Origin of the sequence: Janthinobacterium sp. RA13, from assembly GCF_000745325.1 — a bacterium.
Classification (GTDB): domain Bacteria; phylum Pseudomonadota; class Gammaproteobacteria; order Burkholderiales; family Burkholderiaceae_D; genus Janthinobacterium; species Janthinobacterium rivuli.
This window is the reverse complement of sequence record NZ_JQNP01000001.1, coordinates 3,664,532-3,679,016: the sequence shown is the minus strand read 5'-3', so window position 1 is coordinate 3,679,016 and position 14,485 is coordinate 3,664,532. Positions and strand designations below refer to the sequence as shown.

14 protein-coding genes are annotated in these 14,485 nt (G+C 62.3%); 9 read left to right on the top strand and 5 right to left on the bottom strand.

Going from position 1 to position 14,485, the window contains the following annotated elements; genetic code table 11:
- The first annotated feature begins 7 nt into the window (after positions 1 to 7).
- From FG13_RS16350 to FG13_RS16310, 9 genes are all read left to right on the top strand, one after another.
- Positions 8 to 775: a gamma-glutamyl-gamma-aminobutyrate hydrolase family protein gene (locus tag FG13_RS16350; RefSeq protein ID WP_035822566.1), complete on the top strand. Its 768-nt coding sequence runs from the start codon at positions 8 to 10 to the stop codon at positions 773 to 775.
- Positions 776 to 842: 67 nt separating this feature from the next.
- Positions 843 to 2,213 (top strand): glutamine synthetase family protein, encoded by a 1,371-nt coding sequence (locus FG13_RS16345; RefSeq protein ID WP_035822563.1) that lies wholly within the window; start codon positions 843 to 845, stop codon positions 2,211 to 2,213.
- A gap of 10 nt (positions 2,214 to 2,223) precedes the next feature.
- On the top strand, positions 2,224 to 3,684 hold the full coding sequence (locus FG13_RS16340; protein WP_035822560.1) for an aspartate aminotransferase family protein: 1,461 nt from the start codon (positions 2,224 to 2,226) through the stop codon (positions 3,682 to 3,684).
- Positions 3,685 to 3,879: 195 nt separating this feature from the next.
- Positions 3,880 to 5,028, top strand: coding sequence for an ABC transporter ATP-binding protein (locus FG13_RS16335; RefSeq protein WP_035822557.1), 1,149 nt, complete (start codon positions 3,880 to 3,882; stop codon positions 5,026 to 5,028).
- Positions 5,029 to 5,035: 7 nt separating this feature from the next.
- Positions 5,036 to 5,965, top strand: a complete 930-nt coding sequence (locus tag FG13_RS16330) for an ABC transporter permease subunit (RefSeq protein ID WP_035822554.1) — start codon at positions 5,036 to 5,038, stop codon at positions 5,963 to 5,965.
- Positions 5,962 to 6,807 carry an ABC transporter permease gene (locus FG13_RS16325; RefSeq protein ID WP_035822552.1) on the top strand — a complete coding sequence of 282 codons (846 nt, stop codon included), beginning with the start codon at positions 5,962 to 5,964 and terminating at the stop codon, positions 6,805 to 6,807. Before FG13_RS16330 ends, FG13_RS16325 begins: the two co-directional genes overlap by 4 nt.
- 35 nt (positions 6,808 to 6,842) lie before the next feature.
- Positions 6,843 to 8,330 carry an aldehyde dehydrogenase gene (locus FG13_RS16320; RefSeq protein ID WP_035822551.1) on the top strand — a complete coding sequence of 496 codons (1,488 nt, stop codon included), beginning with the start codon at positions 6,843 to 6,845 and terminating at the stop codon, positions 8,328 to 8,330.
- 147 nt (positions 8,331 to 8,477) lie between these two features.
- Entirely contained in the window at positions 8,478 to 9,716 is a 1,239-nt protein-coding gene (locus FG13_RS16315) for a type II toxin-antitoxin system HipA family toxin (RefSeq protein WP_235211746.1), read from the top strand.
- Position 9,717: 1 nt separating this feature from the next.
- Positions 9,718 to 10,044 carry a helix-turn-helix transcriptional regulator gene (locus FG13_RS16310; protein WP_035822549.1) on the top strand — a complete coding sequence of 109 codons (327 nt, stop codon included), beginning with the start codon at positions 9,718 to 9,720 and terminating at the stop codon, positions 10,042 to 10,044.
- A 165-nt stretch (positions 10,045 to 10,209) separates the two neighbouring features.
- Here FG13_RS16310 and panB read toward each other — a convergent pair whose 3' ends face one another.
- From panB to hda, 5 genes are all read right to left on the bottom strand, one after another.
- Positions 10,210 to 11,085, bottom strand: a complete 876-nt coding sequence (gene panB / locus FG13_RS16305; RefSeq protein ID WP_176388229.1) for a 3-methyl-2-oxobutanoate hydroxymethyltransferase — start codon at positions 11,083 to 11,085, stop codon at positions 10,210 to 10,212.
- A gap of 109 nt (positions 11,086 to 11,194) precedes the next feature.
- The gene (folK, locus tag FG13_RS16300) at positions 11,195 to 11,671 is read right to left on the bottom strand and encodes a 2-amino-4-hydroxy-6-hydroxymethyldihydropteridine diphosphokinase (RefSeq protein ID WP_035822547.1); all 477 of its coding nucleotides are present in this window, start codon (positions 11,669 to 11,671) and stop codon (positions 11,195 to 11,197) included.
- Positions 11,671 to 13,047 carry a polynucleotide adenylyltransferase PcnB gene (gene pcnB, locus FG13_RS16295; RefSeq protein ID WP_035822545.1) on the bottom strand — a complete coding sequence of 459 codons (1,377 nt, stop codon included), beginning with the start codon at positions 13,045 to 13,047 and terminating at the stop codon, positions 11,671 to 11,673. The genes folK and pcnB overlap by 1 nt, the downstream gene beginning before the upstream one ends.
- Positions 13,040 to 13,711 (bottom strand): HAD family hydrolase, encoded by a 672-nt coding sequence (locus FG13_RS16290; protein ID WP_035828308.1) that lies wholly within the window; start codon positions 13,709 to 13,711, stop codon positions 13,040 to 13,042. The genes pcnB and FG13_RS16290 overlap by 8 nt, the downstream gene beginning before the upstream one ends.
- Positions 13,711 to 14,379, bottom strand: coding sequence for a DnaA regulatory inactivator Hda (gene hda, locus FG13_RS16285; RefSeq protein WP_034788687.1), 669 nt, complete (start codon positions 14,377 to 14,379; stop codon positions 13,711 to 13,713). Before hda ends, FG13_RS16290 begins: the two co-directional genes overlap by 1 nt.
- Positions 14,380 to 14,485 lie beyond the last annotated feature (106 nt).

The following is a 14,485-nucleotide window of genomic DNA, read 5'->3' as shown; positions in this document are numbered from 1 at the left end:
AAGCTCCATGCGCCGTCCCATCGTTCTCGTTCCCGCCTGCCAGCGCCAGCTTGGCAGCCACGCCTGGCACATGGCGCAGGATAAATACCTGCACGCCGTGCTGCGCGGCGCCGGCTGCATGCCGCTGCTGCTGCCCGCCTTGGGCGCGGACGCGGACCTGGAGGCGGCGCTGCACGTCGCCGACGGCGTCATGCTGACCGGCTCCGCCTCGAACGTCGACGCTCGCCTGTATGGCGAAGACATCCTCCATCCCGACCTGCCGCAAGACCCCGCGCGCGACGCCACCACCTTGCCCCTGATCCGCGCCGCGCTGGCGCGCCAGTTGCCCCTGCTGGCCATTTGCCGCGGCTTCCAGGAAGTCAACGTGGCCCTGGGCGGCAGCCTGCACCAGGCCGTGCACGCGGTGCCGGGCATGCAGGACCACCGTGAAAACGTGCTCGATCCTTTGGAGCGCCAGTACGTGCCTTCGCACCGCATCAAGCTGATGCCCGACGGCCTGCTGTCGCGCCTCTTGGGCGGCGAGAGCGAAATGATGGTCAATTCCCTGCATGGCCAGGGTGTCGCCCGTCTGGCCGATGGCTTGCTGGTGGAAGCGCTGGCCGACGACGGCCTGGTGGAAGCGTATAGCGTGGCCAGCGCCGCCGGTTTTACGCTGGCCGTGCAATGGCATCCGGAATGGCAGGTGGAAGACAATCCGCAGGCCATGCGCCTGTTCGGCGCCTTTGGCCAGGCGTGCCGCGATTACCAGGAACAGCAGCATAGAAAGAAAGGATGACAGGCGCGCCGCACCAGCACCATGCGGCGCTTAATCAGGAAAAGCGCAAGACCAACGAGAGGGAAACATGGCAATACGCGAAAATTTCACTTATACGGACATGGATTTGTGGCTCAATGAAAAGCGCGTCACGGAAATCGAATGCCTGGTCCCCGACTTGACGGGCGTGGCGCGGGGGAAGATCCTGCCGCGCGGGAAATTCACCCAGGAGCGCGGCATGCGCATCCCGGAAGCGGTACTGGGCATGACGGTGACGGGCAATTACCCGGTCGACGATGGCGGCTATGACCGCGCCATTTCCAGCACCGACCGCGACATGATCTTGAAGGCCGATCCCACCACCATCACCATGGTGCCGTGGGCCACGGATCCCACCGCGCAAGTCATCCACGACTGCTATTTTGCCGATGGCGCGCTGGTCGATTTCGCCCCGCGCTCCGTGCTGCGGCGCGTGCTGAAACTGTATGCGGACAAGGGCTGGAAACCCGTGGTGGCGCCGGAACTGGAGTTCTACCTGACGGCGAAAAACACGGACCCCGACTTGCCATTGAAGCCGCCCATCGGGCGCAGCGGCCGTGCCGAGACGAGCCGCCAGGTCTACAGCATCGACGCCGTCAACGAGTTCGACCCATTGTTCGAGGATATCTACGATTACTGCGAATTGATGAATCTTGACGTCGATACGCTGATCCACGAAATCGGCGCGGGGCAGATGGAAATCAACTTCCTGCACGGCGACCCCCTGGGCCTGGCCGACAAGGTGTTTTTCTTCAAGCGCACCCTGCGCGAAGCGGCCTTGAAACACGATATGTACGCCACCTTCATGGCCAAGCCCATGGCGGGCGAACCAGGTTCCGCCATGCACGTGCACCAGAGCGTCGTCGATGCGAAGACGGGCCTGAACATCTTCAGCAACGAGGATGGTTCGGCCGCGCCCATCTTCAAGCATTACATCGCGGGACTGCAGCGCTACATGCCGTCGGCCATGGCCATCGTCGCGCCCTACGTGAATTCCTACCGCCGCATCGTGCGCCACACGGCCGCGCCGATCAATATTCAATGGGGCCTGGACAACCGCACGGTGGGTTTTCGCGTGCCCGAATCGGGTGTGCAGGACCGGCGCGTGGAAAACCGCATCATCGGCGCCGACGCGAATCCCTACCTGGCCCTGGCCGTCACTTTGGCCTGCGGCTACCTTGGCATGACGGAGCAGCTGGAAGCGACGCCGATGATGGTGGGCAGCGCCTACGACATGAAGTTCGAACTGCCGCAAGGCTTGCCCGAGGCCCTGCAGTTGCTGCGCGCGGAAGACAAGCTGCGCACGGTGCTGGGCGAGCGCTTCATCGACGTGTATGCGGCCATCAAGGACCTGGAACACCAGGAGTTCATGACCGTCATCAGCCCGTGGGAGCGCGAGCATCTCTTACTGCACGTATAAAGGATCACCTATGAGCACAAGCAACAATCCGCTGGCGCCGAGCGCCGCTTTTGTATCCTCCGTGGCGCAGAAAAACGCGGCGCCGCAGGTGTACGATACAAACGCCATCCAGCAGATGGACTCGGCCCACTACCTGCATCCGTTCACCGATTTCCAGGACCTGGCAAGCAAGGGCGCGCGCGTGATGGTGCGCGGCGACGGCGTCTATCTGTGGGATAGCCTGGGCAAGAAGATCGTCGACGGCATGTCGGGCCTGTGGTGCGTCAACGTCGGCTATGGTCGCACGTCGATCTCGCAAGCCGTCTACCAGCAAATGGAGACGCTGCCGTTCTATAACAGCTTCTTTGGCACGACGAACGTGCCGGCCGCGCAGCTGGCCGCCAAACTGGCGCAGATATCGCCGCCGCAGTTCCAGCACGTGTTCTTCACCAGTTCCGGCTCGGAAGGCAACGACACGAATTTGCGCATGGTGCGCCGCTACTGGGATATCCTCGGCTACAAGGAGAGACATACCATCATCAGCCGCCACAATGCCTATCACGGCAGCACGGTGGCGGGAGCGTCGCTGGGGGGCATGGATGGCATGCATGCGCAGGGCGGCATGCCGATACCGGGCATCGCGCATATCGGCCAGCCCAATTACCTGGAGTCGGGCCATGGATTGACTCCCGAGGCATTCGGCCTGAAGGCGGCTGGCTGGCTGGAAGACAAAATCCTGGAAATCGGCGCCGACAAGGTGGCCGCCTTCATCGGCGAACCGGTGCAGGGCGCGGGCGGCGTCATCATCCCGCCATCGACCTACTGGCCCGAAATCCAGCGCATCTGCGACAAGTACGGCATCTTGCTGATCGCCGATGAAGTCATCTGCGGCTTCGGCCGCCTGGGGCGCTGGTTCGGTTCCGAACTGTTCGGCATCAAGCCCGACCTGATCACCTTTGCCAAAGGCGTCACCTCTGGCTATGTGCCGCTGGGCGGCGTGCTGGTGGGCGACCGGGTCGCTAAAGTCTTGATTGAACAGGGCGGAGAGTTCACCCACGGCTTCACGTATTCCGGCCACCCCGTGGCCTGCGCGGCCGCGCTGGAAAACATCCGCATCATCGAGGAGGAACAGCTGGTGGCCAAGGTGGCCGATGATACGGGGCCTTACCTGCAGCAGTGCTTCGCCAGCCTGGGCGAACACCCGCTGGTCGGCTATGCGGACAGCTGCGGCCTGGTCGCGGGCCTGAACCTGGTGCGCAAGAAGGGCGCCAGCGTGCACGAGAACGAGCTGTTCGACGAAAGCCAGGGCGTGGGCATGATCTGCCGCGGTCACATGTTCGACAATGGCGTCATCATGCGCGCCGTGGGCGAACGCATGATCGTCGCCCCGCCGCTGGTGATGACGCGCGCGCAGATCGATGAAATGGTGGGCTTGATACGGCTGTGCCTGGACAAGACGTATGCGGAGGTGAAAGCGAAGGGGTGGGTGTAGGTTTTTGCTGAACCCAAAATCTAAGCGCCGGGGTCGTACCCTGAGGGTACGACCCCAGTCTCTGCTGTTGGGTTTTTATCGACATCTGTACAATTTTTAGACCCGATAAGCGGCAGTTCCGCTAAACTTCCATCCTGGCCGCTCTTTGTAGCGGCCAGTTTTTCATTTTGACAGCCACTTACCCAAAGCACCCACATGACGATAGCAACACCAGCCGCGTCGGCCAGCGACGCCCCAGCGCCTTTCTTGCTGATTGATCAACTGGTCAAGGAATTCGATGGCGTGCGCGCCGTCAATGATATTTCCGTGACGATCAACAAGGGCGAGATCTTCGCCTTGCTCGGCAGTTCAGGTTGCGGCAAGTCGACCTTGCTGCGCATGCTGGCGGGCTTCGAGACGCCGACGTCGGGCAGGATCGCCCTGGCGGGCAACAGCATCGTCGATGTGCCGCCACACCAGCGCCCCATCAACATGATGTTCCAGTCGTACGCGCTGTTCCCGCACCTGTCCGTGTGGGACAACATCGCCTTCGGCCTGCGCCGTGATGGCTTGCCGAAGGCGGAAGTGGCGGCGCGGGTCGAGCAGATGCTGGCGCTGGTGCAGCTGGGCCAATACGCGAAGCGCAAGCCGCATCAGCTGTCGGGCGGGCAGCAGCAGCGCGTGGCGCTGGCGCGCAGCCTGGCCAAGCGGCCGCAATTGCTGCTGCTCGACGAGCCGCTCGGCGCGCTCGACAAGAAACTGCGCGAGCGCACGCAGATGGAGCTGGTGAACATCATCGAGCAGGTGGGCGTCACCTGCGTGATGGTCACGCACGACCAGGATGAAGCCATGAGCATGGCCACGCGCATCGCCGTCATGAGCGAAGGGCGCATCCTGCAAGTGGGCGCACCCGGCGAAATCTATGAAACGCCGAACTGCCGTTTTGTCGCCGACTTCATCGGCAGCGTCAACCTGTTCGACGGCCGCATCACGCAGGACGAAGCCGATCACGTGGTGATCGCCACGCCCGATGGCGAGCACTATGTTTCGCACGGCATCACGGGCAACCTGGGCATGGATGTCTCGGTGGCCGTGCGCCCCGAAAAAATCGGCATCCAGATCGCGCCACCCACTTTGGAAGAGCGCGCGTCACCAAAGGAACACGGCTACAACTGCGCCCAGGGCGTGATCGTCGCCATGGCGTATTTTGGCAATGAAACCAGCTACCATGTGCGCCTCGACAGCGGCACGGTGGTGAAAGTCTCGCGCACCAACGCGGCCCGCCACGACGCCGCGCGCCTCGAGCGCGAACAGCGCGTGTGGGTGTGGTGGGATGGCGCCGACATCGTCGTGCTGACCAGCTGAGGCCATCATGACGTCCCTCCTGCAATCGCTGCGCAAGCTCGTCACCCTGCGCTGGCTTACCGGCCGCAATGCCGTCATCGCCGTGCCGTCGCTGTTCCTGACGGCCGCCTTTTTGGTACCGTTTCTGATCGTGCTGCGCATCAGCCTGTCCGACATGGACACGGCGGGCAGCCCGTTCGGCGGCTTGCTGTCGTATGTCGACGGCATCGTCGTGCTGAAGGTCAAAATCGCCAACTACCTGTTCATCGCCGCCGATGAACTGTATCTGCTCACCTATCTCAGTTCATTGAAATACGCGGCCATCACCACGGCCATCTGCCTGTTCATCGGCTACCCGTTCGCCTACTTCATGGCGCGCGCCAAACCGTCCATCCGGCCCGTGCTGATGATGCTGGTGATGCTGCCGTTCTGGACCTCGTTCCTGCTGCGCGTGTATGCGTGGAAGGGCATCCTGGCCAACCACGGCTTGCTCAACGACCTGCTGATCGCGCTGGGCGTCGTGAGCGAACCGCTGCACATGATGAACACCTCGTTTTCGCTGGTGGTCGGCATGGTGTACGCGTACCTGCCTTTCATGATTTTGCCCCTGTACGCGAACCTGGTCAAAATGGACATGCGCTACCTGGAAGCGGCGGCCGACCTGGGCGCCACGCCCTTGCAGGCGTTCTGGCGCATCACGGTGCCCCTGTCGAAGTCGGGCATCATCGCCGGCGCCATGCTGGTGTTCATTCCATCCGTGGGCGAATACGTGATTCCCGAGCTGCTGGGCGGCCCGGAAACCCTGATGATCGGCCGCGTGCTGTGGGATGAATACTTCACCAATAACGACTGGGCCATGGCGTCGTCGGTGACGGTGCTGGTGGTCTTGCTGATCCTCGTGCCGATGGCCATTTTTAACAAATACAAGACGGACCAGGACGCGGAGGAGCGCACATGAACGGACGTACTTTCCTGCAGCGCTGGTTCGGCCGCGGCTGGCTTTCGCTCGGCTATCTGTTCCTGTACCTGCCCATCATCGTACTGATCGTCTTCTCGTTCAACAGCTCGCGCCAGGACATGGTGTGGAGCGGTTTTTCGCTGCGCTGGTACAGCGAGTTGATGAGCGATACGGAGATCATCTCGGGTTTTGGTTTGTCGCTGAAAATCGCCTTCATGTCGGCGACATCCTCCGTCATCCTCGGCACCTTCGCCGCTTTTGCACTCTCCAGCTACCAGCGCTTCCGCGGCCGCACCGTGTTTTCCGCCATGGTCAGCGCGCCCTTGGTGATGCCGGAAGTGATCATCGGCCTGTCCTTGCTGCTGATGCTGGTGTCCATGCAAAAGGTCTTCGGTTTTCCCGAGCGGGGCGTGCTGACCATCTGGCTTGGCCACACCCTGCTTGGCATGGCGTATGCGGCCGTGGTAGTGCAGTCGCGCCTGCAGGAGATGAGTAAATCGCTGGCCGAAGCGGCCATGGACCTGGGCTGCCGCGCGCACCAGGTCTTCTTCCTCGTGACCCTGCCGAACATCACGCAGGCGCTGGCGTCCGCCTGGCTGCTGACATTTACTTTGTCACTGGACGACGTGGTGCTGTCGGCTTTCCTGTCCGGCCCCGGTTCGACGACGATGCCGCTGGTGATCTTCTCGCGTGCGCGCCTGGGGCTGGACCCACGCGTGAACGCCATCGCGGCACTGACCATCCTGGTGGTGACCATCGCCGTCATCGCGTATGCCGTGATGCTGGCGCGCGCGGACCGCAGACGCCGCAAGCAACTGTCTGCGGCCTATTTGGAAGACTAGAGTAAGCTGGCGTTTTCACCTTGCAGGAGACGACCATGACGGAAAATACCAGCTGGCATGCACGGGCCGCAGCGCTGACGATCGATGGACGCGCAGTTATCAATGGCAAGCGGACAGGTTCCATATCCGGCCAGACTTTCGATAAGCTGTCGCCCATCGACGGGCGCTTGCTGGGGCAGGTGGCCCGCTGCGACACTGCCGACGTGGATGCGGCCGTGCAGGCCGCCCGCGCCGCCTTTGACGACCGCCGCTGGGCAGGCAAGTCCCCCGCGCAGCGCAAGCGGATATTGATCAAGTTCGCCGACCTGGTGCAGCAATACGGTCCCGAGCTGGCCCTGCTGGAAACCCTGGACATGGGCAAGCCGATCAAATACAGCCAGAGCGTGGACGTGGGCTCCACGGCCAACTGCCTGCGCTGGTATGGCGAGGCGATCGACAAGGTCTACGATGAAATCGCACCGACACCCGCCAACAGCCTGGCCCTGATCACGCGCGAACCGGTGGGCGTCGTCGCCGCCATCGTGCCGTGGAATTACCCGATGATCATGGCCGCCTGGAAGATCGCGCCCGCCCTCGCGGCCGGCAACAGCGTGATATTGAAACCATCCGAAAAATCGCCGCTGACGGCCTTGCGCCTGGCCGACATCGCGCTGGAAGCGGGCGTGCCGGCGGGCGTCTTCAACGTGCTGCCCGGTTACGGCAACGAGGCCGGCGCCGCGCTGGCGCTGCACATGGATGTCGATTGCATCGGCTTTACGGGTTCCACGCGCACGGGAAAATTGATCGTGCAGATGGCGGGCCAGTCGAACCTGAAACTGGCGTGGACGGAATTGGGCGGCAAGTCCGCCAACATCGTCTGCGCCGATTGTCCGGACCTGGACAAGGCCGTGGCGGCCGCCGTCGGCTCCATCTTTTTCAACCAAGGTGAAAGCTGCAACGCGCCTTCGCGGCTGTTCGTGGAGGAATCGATCAAGGATGAATTTATCGCCAAGGCGCTGGCCATGCTGCCCCGCTTCCAGCCCGGCGACCCGCTCGACGAAGCCACCGTCATGGGCGCCATCGTCGACGCCACGCAGATGAAGACCGTCATGGGCTACATCGCTTCCGGCAAGCAGGAGGGTGCGCAACTGCTCGGTGGCGGCGAGGCCGTGCGCCTTGATACGGGTGGCTATTACGTGCAGCCGACCATCTTTGGCGTGGACGCGGGCATGACGATCGCGCGCGAAGAGATATTTGGGCCTGTCTTGTCGGTGCTGGGTTTTACGGATATCGCCGAGGCGGTACAGCAGGCCAACGCCACGCCGTACGGCTTGCAGGCGGCCGTGTGGACGTCCGACATCAGCAAGGCCATTCAGACGGCGCGCGCCCTGCGCGCGGGCACCGTGCACGTCAACCAGTACGACGGCGACGATATCACCGTGCCGTTCGGCGGCTACAAGCAGTCGGGAAACGGGCGCGACAAGTCATTGCATGCGCTGGATAAATACACGGAGCTGAAGACGACTTGGATACAGGTGGGCTAGTGTGCGTCGATTATCGCGATAATTAGCTCCTATATGATCTAATTATTGGCAAAAATATGCTAAATTAGGCGTTATAGGGACTATTTTGGGGGCGGTATGGAGTGTCATTTTCAAATCTTTCATGAGGAAGTATGGAAAGATTGTGCATTGCTTACTCTGCTCGAACCCGCCGGCGGCAACCCCCGTACTGCCACGCTGTTTGAATACGACCTCGATTATGCCTTCGAGAAAAAAGTCGAACCCGTATCGCTGCGCTTTCCCATCACGGCAGATATGCAGAGGTTGGCGCAATGGCCAGCCTTTGTGTTTGACCTGATCCCCCAGGGGAGTGGGCGGGCGTATCTGCTGGGGCAGCTGCAACTGGCGGATGGTCCTGCCGCCGATTTTCCGTTGATGTGCGCCGGTGCCTTCAATCCCATCGGGTGTGTCCGCGTTGCCGAGGCAGTGCAATACTATGAACAGCATCTTGCCCGCCACGAGACCGACACACCCATGCACGGGTTGTCATTGGAAGACATCATTGGACGCGGCGAGGCATTTCACGAACGCATGCTGGTACACAGCATGCTGGCAGCAGGTAGCCTCGGTGTCCAGGGCGCGGCGCCGAAATATTTGCTGACGACGGACCATGAGGGAATGTGGCATGCGGATGGCGCATTGGCCGACGAGCGCGCGGCAGCGCATTTTATCGTCAAGCGGGCGCGGGGCAAGACCCCGAGCGATGACAAGGTGCTGAGAAATGAAGCGGCCTACATGCGCGTGGCGAGCGCGATGGGCTTGCGCACGGCTGGCGAGCTTCGCTACCAGGAAGATACCCTGTTCATTCCACGCTTTGACCGGATAGTCCGGGATGGCAAGGTACTTCGCCTGCATCAGGAAAGTGCGGCTTCGTTAGCCGGCATCGTTGGATTTGAAGCTTCGCCCAGCCAGTTCGAGCTGTTGCAGGCATTGCGCGCCGTCGTCAGCGACAAGACCACCGAGACCGTTGAATTCCTCAAGCGCGACATATTGAACCTGGCCATGCGCAATACCGACAACCACGCACGCAATACCGCCGTTCAAAAGATCGGTACCAACGTGCGTCTCACGCCGTTGTTCGATTTTGCGCCCATGTATCTGGACCCGGCAGGCATTGCGCGGGCAGCGCGCTGGTACCATCCGGTCAGCAAAAAAGAGCTGCATGCATGGCCTGCCATTCTGGCCGCCATGGATATTGCCGACGTGGAGCGCAATCACATTCAGGTTGAACTTTACCGCTTCGGCCAACGACTCGTCGAGCTGGAGCGGCGCATGCTGCAGGCAGGCGTGGATGATGATATCGTCGCCTTTCTCAGGCCTCACATCGCCACGCAGATCGAACAATTGAGCGCGCTGGGGGAGCACTGAGATGGCGCGCACCCATATCGACAAGGAACAGCTCAGGCAGCGCAGGGCGGTGCTCTACGACGCCATCGCGCGCGGTGAAGTCACGCTCCAGCATGCGGTGAAGGAGATGCGCGCCATCTCGCGCATGACGCAGGCGCAATTTGCGGAACACCGAGGAGTCAGCCTGAAAACCATCAAGGAAATCGAGAACGGCAAGGGCAATCCGACCATCCAGTCGCTGAATCGCATCGGACAGTTTTTTGGACTGGAGGTGGCGTTTGTACGGACAGAAACGCTACGCGAAAAAAAAATCGCCCCGGCAAGTACCGGAGCGATATCGCCTCAATAGGCTAAGTAATCCTCAGGAAATTATTGTGAAATTATGACGAACATAGCCGGATGCTATGCAAGGCGTCCGCCGCGACGCAGTGCGAGCACTGCGAGCGGTGGGCAACGCCGCAGAGTGCCGGTTATGGAAGTCAGAAATCACAATAATTTATGGGGGTTACTTGGATCAGAAGCAGTGTTCCAGCGCCGGGAAGCTGCCATCCTTGACGGCTTTGACGTAGCCGGTGACGGCGTCGTCGATGCTGGCCGCGCCTTCCATGAAGTTGCGCACGAAGCGCGCTTTGCGGCCTGGGAAGACGCCCAGCATGTCGTGCATGACGAGCACCTGGCCCGAGCAGTCGGGACCTGCGCCGATGCCGATGGTCGGAATCGTCAGCATGTCGGTCACTTCCTTGCCCAGTTGCGTCGGCATGGCTTCCATCAGCACGATGGCGGCGCCCGCGTTTTGCAGCACCAGCGCGTCGTTCTTCAGTTCCGCCGCGCTTTCCGTGCTCTTGCCTTGCACTTTATAGCCACCCAGCTGGTGCACGAATTGCGGCGTCAGGCCGATGTGCGCGCAGATGGGAATGCCGCGCTCGGAGAGGAAACGCACGGTTTCGGCCAGCCAGGCGCCGCCTTCGATCTTGATCATGTGCGCGCCGGCCTGCATCAGGATGACGGCGTTGGCATAGGCTGTCTCGGGCGTGCCGTACGCGCCAAACGGCAGGTCGGCAACGATCATGGCGGACTTGCTGCCGCGCGCCACGGAAGCCGTGTGGTAAGCCAGTTCGGCCACGGTGACGGGCAGGGTGGAGCTATGGCCATTGCAGACCATGCCGAGCGAATCGCCGATCAGCAGGATCTCCACGCCGCAGCGGTCCATCAGGGACGCGAAGCTGGCGTCATAGCAGGTCAGCATGGTGATCTTTTCGCCGGCGGCGCGCAGCGTAGCCAGCGTGTGGATGGTCACGGCCTTGTTGGCGACAGGCTTGGATGGCGCCGGCGCCGGTGTGGCGGCCTTGTCTTTTGCGGCCAGATCTGTTCCTTGCAAATAAGCGGACATAGGTATTCTCTAGAGTGAAAGGGGGTGATGCGATTGCGACGCCGCTAGTGTAGTACTTTATGCGGCGTGCTGCAGGGACGGCATTGTAGTGTATGTCTGGCGCAGCGGTTCAGAGCTGGCTGATGGCCTGGCCGGCCACCGTGGCCAGGTAGTCCTGCGCCGGCCCGAGTCCGGGCACGATGATGGCGGGCGCCAGTGCCAGCAGCGGCACCAGCACGAAGGCGCGCTCGGTGAGGCGCGGATGGGGCACCGTCAGGGTGGCGCTGGCGATCTGCTCATCGCCGTACAGCAGCAAGTCCAGATCCAGGGTGCGCGGGGCGTTGCGGTAGGGCCGTTCGCGCCCGTGCGCCGCCTCGATGGCGTGCAAGGCCAGCAGCAGTTCCTCTGCCGGCAGGGTGGTGCTGATGCGCGCCACGGCGTTGATGTAGTCGTCACCGCTCGAATCGATGGGCGCCGTGCGGTAGCTGGCCGAGGCGTCCAGCAAGCTGGCGCCGGGCAAGCGCGCCAGGCGCGCAAGCGCATCCTGCACATTCGCGCGCGCGTCGCCCAGGTTGGCGCCGATACCGATGTAAGCAATGACTACCATTATTCGCCGCTGTTGCTGCCGGTGGTCGAACCGCCGCCCGTGCTGGTCTTGCTGCGCGTGCTGCGGCGTGGCGGACGCTTTTTCTTGACGGCGCCCGGTGCGGCATTGGCGCTGACGAGCAGCGCTTCGCGCGTTTCCTCGTCGCCTTCATAAAAGGCCGTCCACCATTCGCCGATGTCCATGTCGATCTCGCCCGAGGCGCAGCGCAGCAGCAGGAAGTCGTAGCCGGCGCGGAAGCGCAGGTGTTCGAGCAATTTATACGGTGCCTTGCCGACCCGGCGCTCGAAGCGCGGCTGCATCGACCAGATGTCGCGCATGTCGGAACCGATCTTGCGCTGCAAGGCCAGTTTTTCCGTTTGCGAATCGAGCACGTCGTCGGCCGCCAGGTGCAGCGCGGGAATGGTCGACTCGCCGGCGGCGCGGTAGGCCGTCCATTTTTCCAGCACCTGATGCCACAGCAGCGAGGCAAACAAAAAGCCCGGCGAGACGGTCTTGCCGGCGGCGATGCGCTGGTCCGTGGCGTCCAGCGCCAGGGTGACGAATTTCGCGCCCAGCGGCTGCTCCAGCACCACGTCGAGCAGCGGCAGCAGGCCGTGATGCAAGCCTTCCTTGCGCAGTTGCTGCAAACAGGCCAGCGCGTGGCCGCTCATCAGCAGTTTCAGCATTTCATCGAACACGCGCGGCGCCGGCACGTTGTTGATCAGCGGCGCCATGATGGGGATCGGCGCGGCCGTGTGCGGCTCGATGGTGAATTTCAGCTTGGCGGCGAAGCGCACGACGCGCAGCATGCGCACGGGGTCTTCGCGGTAGCGTTCTTCCGGTTTGCCGATCATGCGCAGGGTCTGGGCGCGGATGTCTTCCACGCCGCCGTGGTAGTCGAGCACTTCCTGCGTGGCCGGGTTGTAGTACATGGCGTTGATGGTGAAGTCGCGGCGCAGCGCGTCTTCGTGCTGCAAGCCGAAGGTGTTGTCGCGCAGGACGCGGCCATGTTCATCCTTGGGCGCGGAGTCGGCGCCGGCGCCGCGGAAGGTCGTCACTTCCAGCAAATCCTGGCCGAACATCACGTGCACGATCTGGAAGCGCTTGCCGATGATGAAGGCGCGGCGGAACAATCGCTTGACCTGTTCCGGCGTGGCGTTGGTGGCGATGTCGAAGTCTTTCGGTTTCACGCCCAGCAGCAGATCGCGCACGGCGCCACCGACGACAAAGGCCTCGAAGCCCGCTTCCTGCAGGCTGCTGGTGACGCGGATCGCATTCGACGACACCAGTTTCGGGTCGATTCCGTGTTGCGCAGGACCGAGCACGATGGGTGCCGTGGTGTCGCGCGCTGCCTCTTTTTTAACGCCGAGGATCTTGCGGATGAATTTTTTAATCATTGAATAAGTGAAGTGATGGCCAGCCGTGGAGGGATGCGTGTGCGCTCAAAGCGGTGTTGGGGTTGGTCGCGACCGGGTGGGTCACGACCGACAGCAGGGGAATGTCGTTGTGCGAATCGCTGTAAAAATAGCTGCGCTCGAACTGCCCCAGTTCCTTGCCCATCTTTTCCAGCCAGGCGTGGGTGTGGGTCAGCTTGCCCGCGCCCAGGGTCGGCGTGCCGACCAGCTTGCCCGTGACATTGCCTGCGTCGTCATACTCGGGCATGGCGGCCAGCAGGTGCTCGACGCCCAGCGCATCGGCGATGGGTTTGGTGATGAAATGGTTGGTGGCCGTGACGATGGCCAGCAGGTCGCCCGCGTCCTGGTGCTGTTTCAGCAGGGCCACGACTTCCGGGCGGATGGCCGGCATGACCACTTCGGCCATGAATTGCCGGTGCAGCGCTTCCAGGCGTTCGCGCGGGAATTGCGCCAGGGTGCCGAGCGAGAATTCCAGGTATTCCACCGGATCGAGCGTGCCGGCCTGGTATTGCGCGAAAAATTCGTCGTTGCGGCGGGTGAATTCGGCGGCGTCCACGGCACCGATGCGTACCAGGAATTCGCCCCACTCGTGATCCGAGTCGATGGGCAGCAGGGTGTGGTCGAGGTCAAACAGGGCCAGATTCATCATTCTTTCGCTTCCGCCTGCAGCAACTCGCGCAACAATGGCAAGGTGATCGGGCGTTGGGTTTCAAGGGAGTAGAGGTCGAGAGAGTCCAGCATCGTCGACAGCGAACGCATGTCGCGCCGGAAATGGGACAGCAGATAGGGTAACACGCCGGGCGACAAGGTCAAGCCGCGGGTGGTGGCCGCCTGGGTCAGGGCGGCGATTTTTTCATCGTCGGTCAAGCCGTGGATCTGATAGATCAGGCCCCAGCCCATGCGCGTGCGCAAGTCTTCGCGCACGGGCAGCACGGCCGGTGGCACGGCGCCGCTGCACACCATATAGGCCTTGTTGGCGCGGATTTCATTGAACAGGGCAAAGGCGTCGATCTGCGCCAGCGGCGACAGCTTTTCGCAGTCGTCGAGCAGGTACAGGTCGACGTCGGGCGAATACACGAATTCGGACTCGATCGAGAATGGCGAAATGTAGCGCGCGCGCTCGGTGCTGGCCAGGGCCTTGAGCAGGTGGCTCTTGCCGGCGGCCAGTTCGCCCCACAGGTAGGCAAAATGTTCGCGCGACGTGCGCGCGGCGAACTGGCGCATCAGCTGCGCCACTTCGGCATTCTGTCCCACCTCGAAGGTATCGAGGCTGTGCGCCTGGTCTGTGCCTAAATCGAGCACCAGTTGTTTCATGGCGTACGCCTTGTCCTGTTTTTCATTACTGCGTATGCGTCGTCGTCGCTGTTGTTAGTTTAACATTTTTTGTGTCGGGTGCCTGACAGAAGCGTAGCGAGCGGCA

Bases quoted from the DNA above. Each gene is read 5' to 3' on its own strand.
- FG13_RS16350 (WP_035822566.1), top strand. From the start codon at position 8: ATGCGCCGTCCCATCGTTCTCGTTCCCGCCTGCCAGCGCCAGCTTGGC.
- FG13_RS16345 (WP_035822563.1), top strand. From the start codon at position 843: ATGGCAATACGCGAAAATTTCACTTATACGGACATGGATTTGTGGCTC.
- FG13_RS16340 (WP_035822560.1), top strand. From the start codon at position 2,224: ATGAGCACAAGCAACAATCCGCTGGCGCCGAGCGCCGCTTTTGTATCC.
- FG13_RS16335 (WP_035822557.1), top strand. From the start codon at position 3,880: ATGACGATAGCAACACCAGCCGCGTCGGCCAGCGACGCCCCAGCGCCT.
- FG13_RS16330 (WP_035822554.1), top strand. From the start codon at position 5,036: ATGACGTCCCTCCTGCAATCGCTGCGCAAGCTCGTCACCCTGCGCTGG.
- FG13_RS16325 (WP_035822552.1), top strand. From the start codon at position 5,962: ATGAACGGACGTACTTTCCTGCAGCGCTGGTTCGGCCGCGGCTGGCTT.
- FG13_RS16320 (WP_035822551.1), top strand. From the start codon at position 6,843: ATGACGGAAAATACCAGCTGGCATGCACGGGCCGCAGCGCTGACGATC.
- FG13_RS16310 (WP_035822549.1), top strand. From the start codon at position 9,718: ATGGCGCGCACCCATATCGACAAGGAACAGCTCAGGCAGCGCAGGGCG.
- panB (WP_176388229.1), bottom strand. From the start codon at position 11,085: ATGTCCGCTTATTTGCAAGGAACAGATCTGGCCGCAAAAGACAAGGCC.
- folK (WP_035822547.1), bottom strand. From the start codon at position 11,671: ATGGTAGTCATTGCTTACATCGGTATCGGCGCCAACCTGGGCGACGCG.
- pcnB (WP_035822545.1), bottom strand. From the start codon at position 13,047: ATGATTAAAAAATTCATCCGCAAGATCCTCGGCGTTAAAAAAGAGGCA.
- FG13_RS16290 (WP_035828308.1), bottom strand. From the start codon at position 13,711: ATGAATCTGGCCCTGTTTGACCTCGACCACACCCTGCTGCCCATCGAC.
- hda (WP_034788687.1), bottom strand. From the start codon at position 14,379: ATGAAACAACTGGTGCTCGATTTAGGCACAGACCAGGCGCACAGCCTC.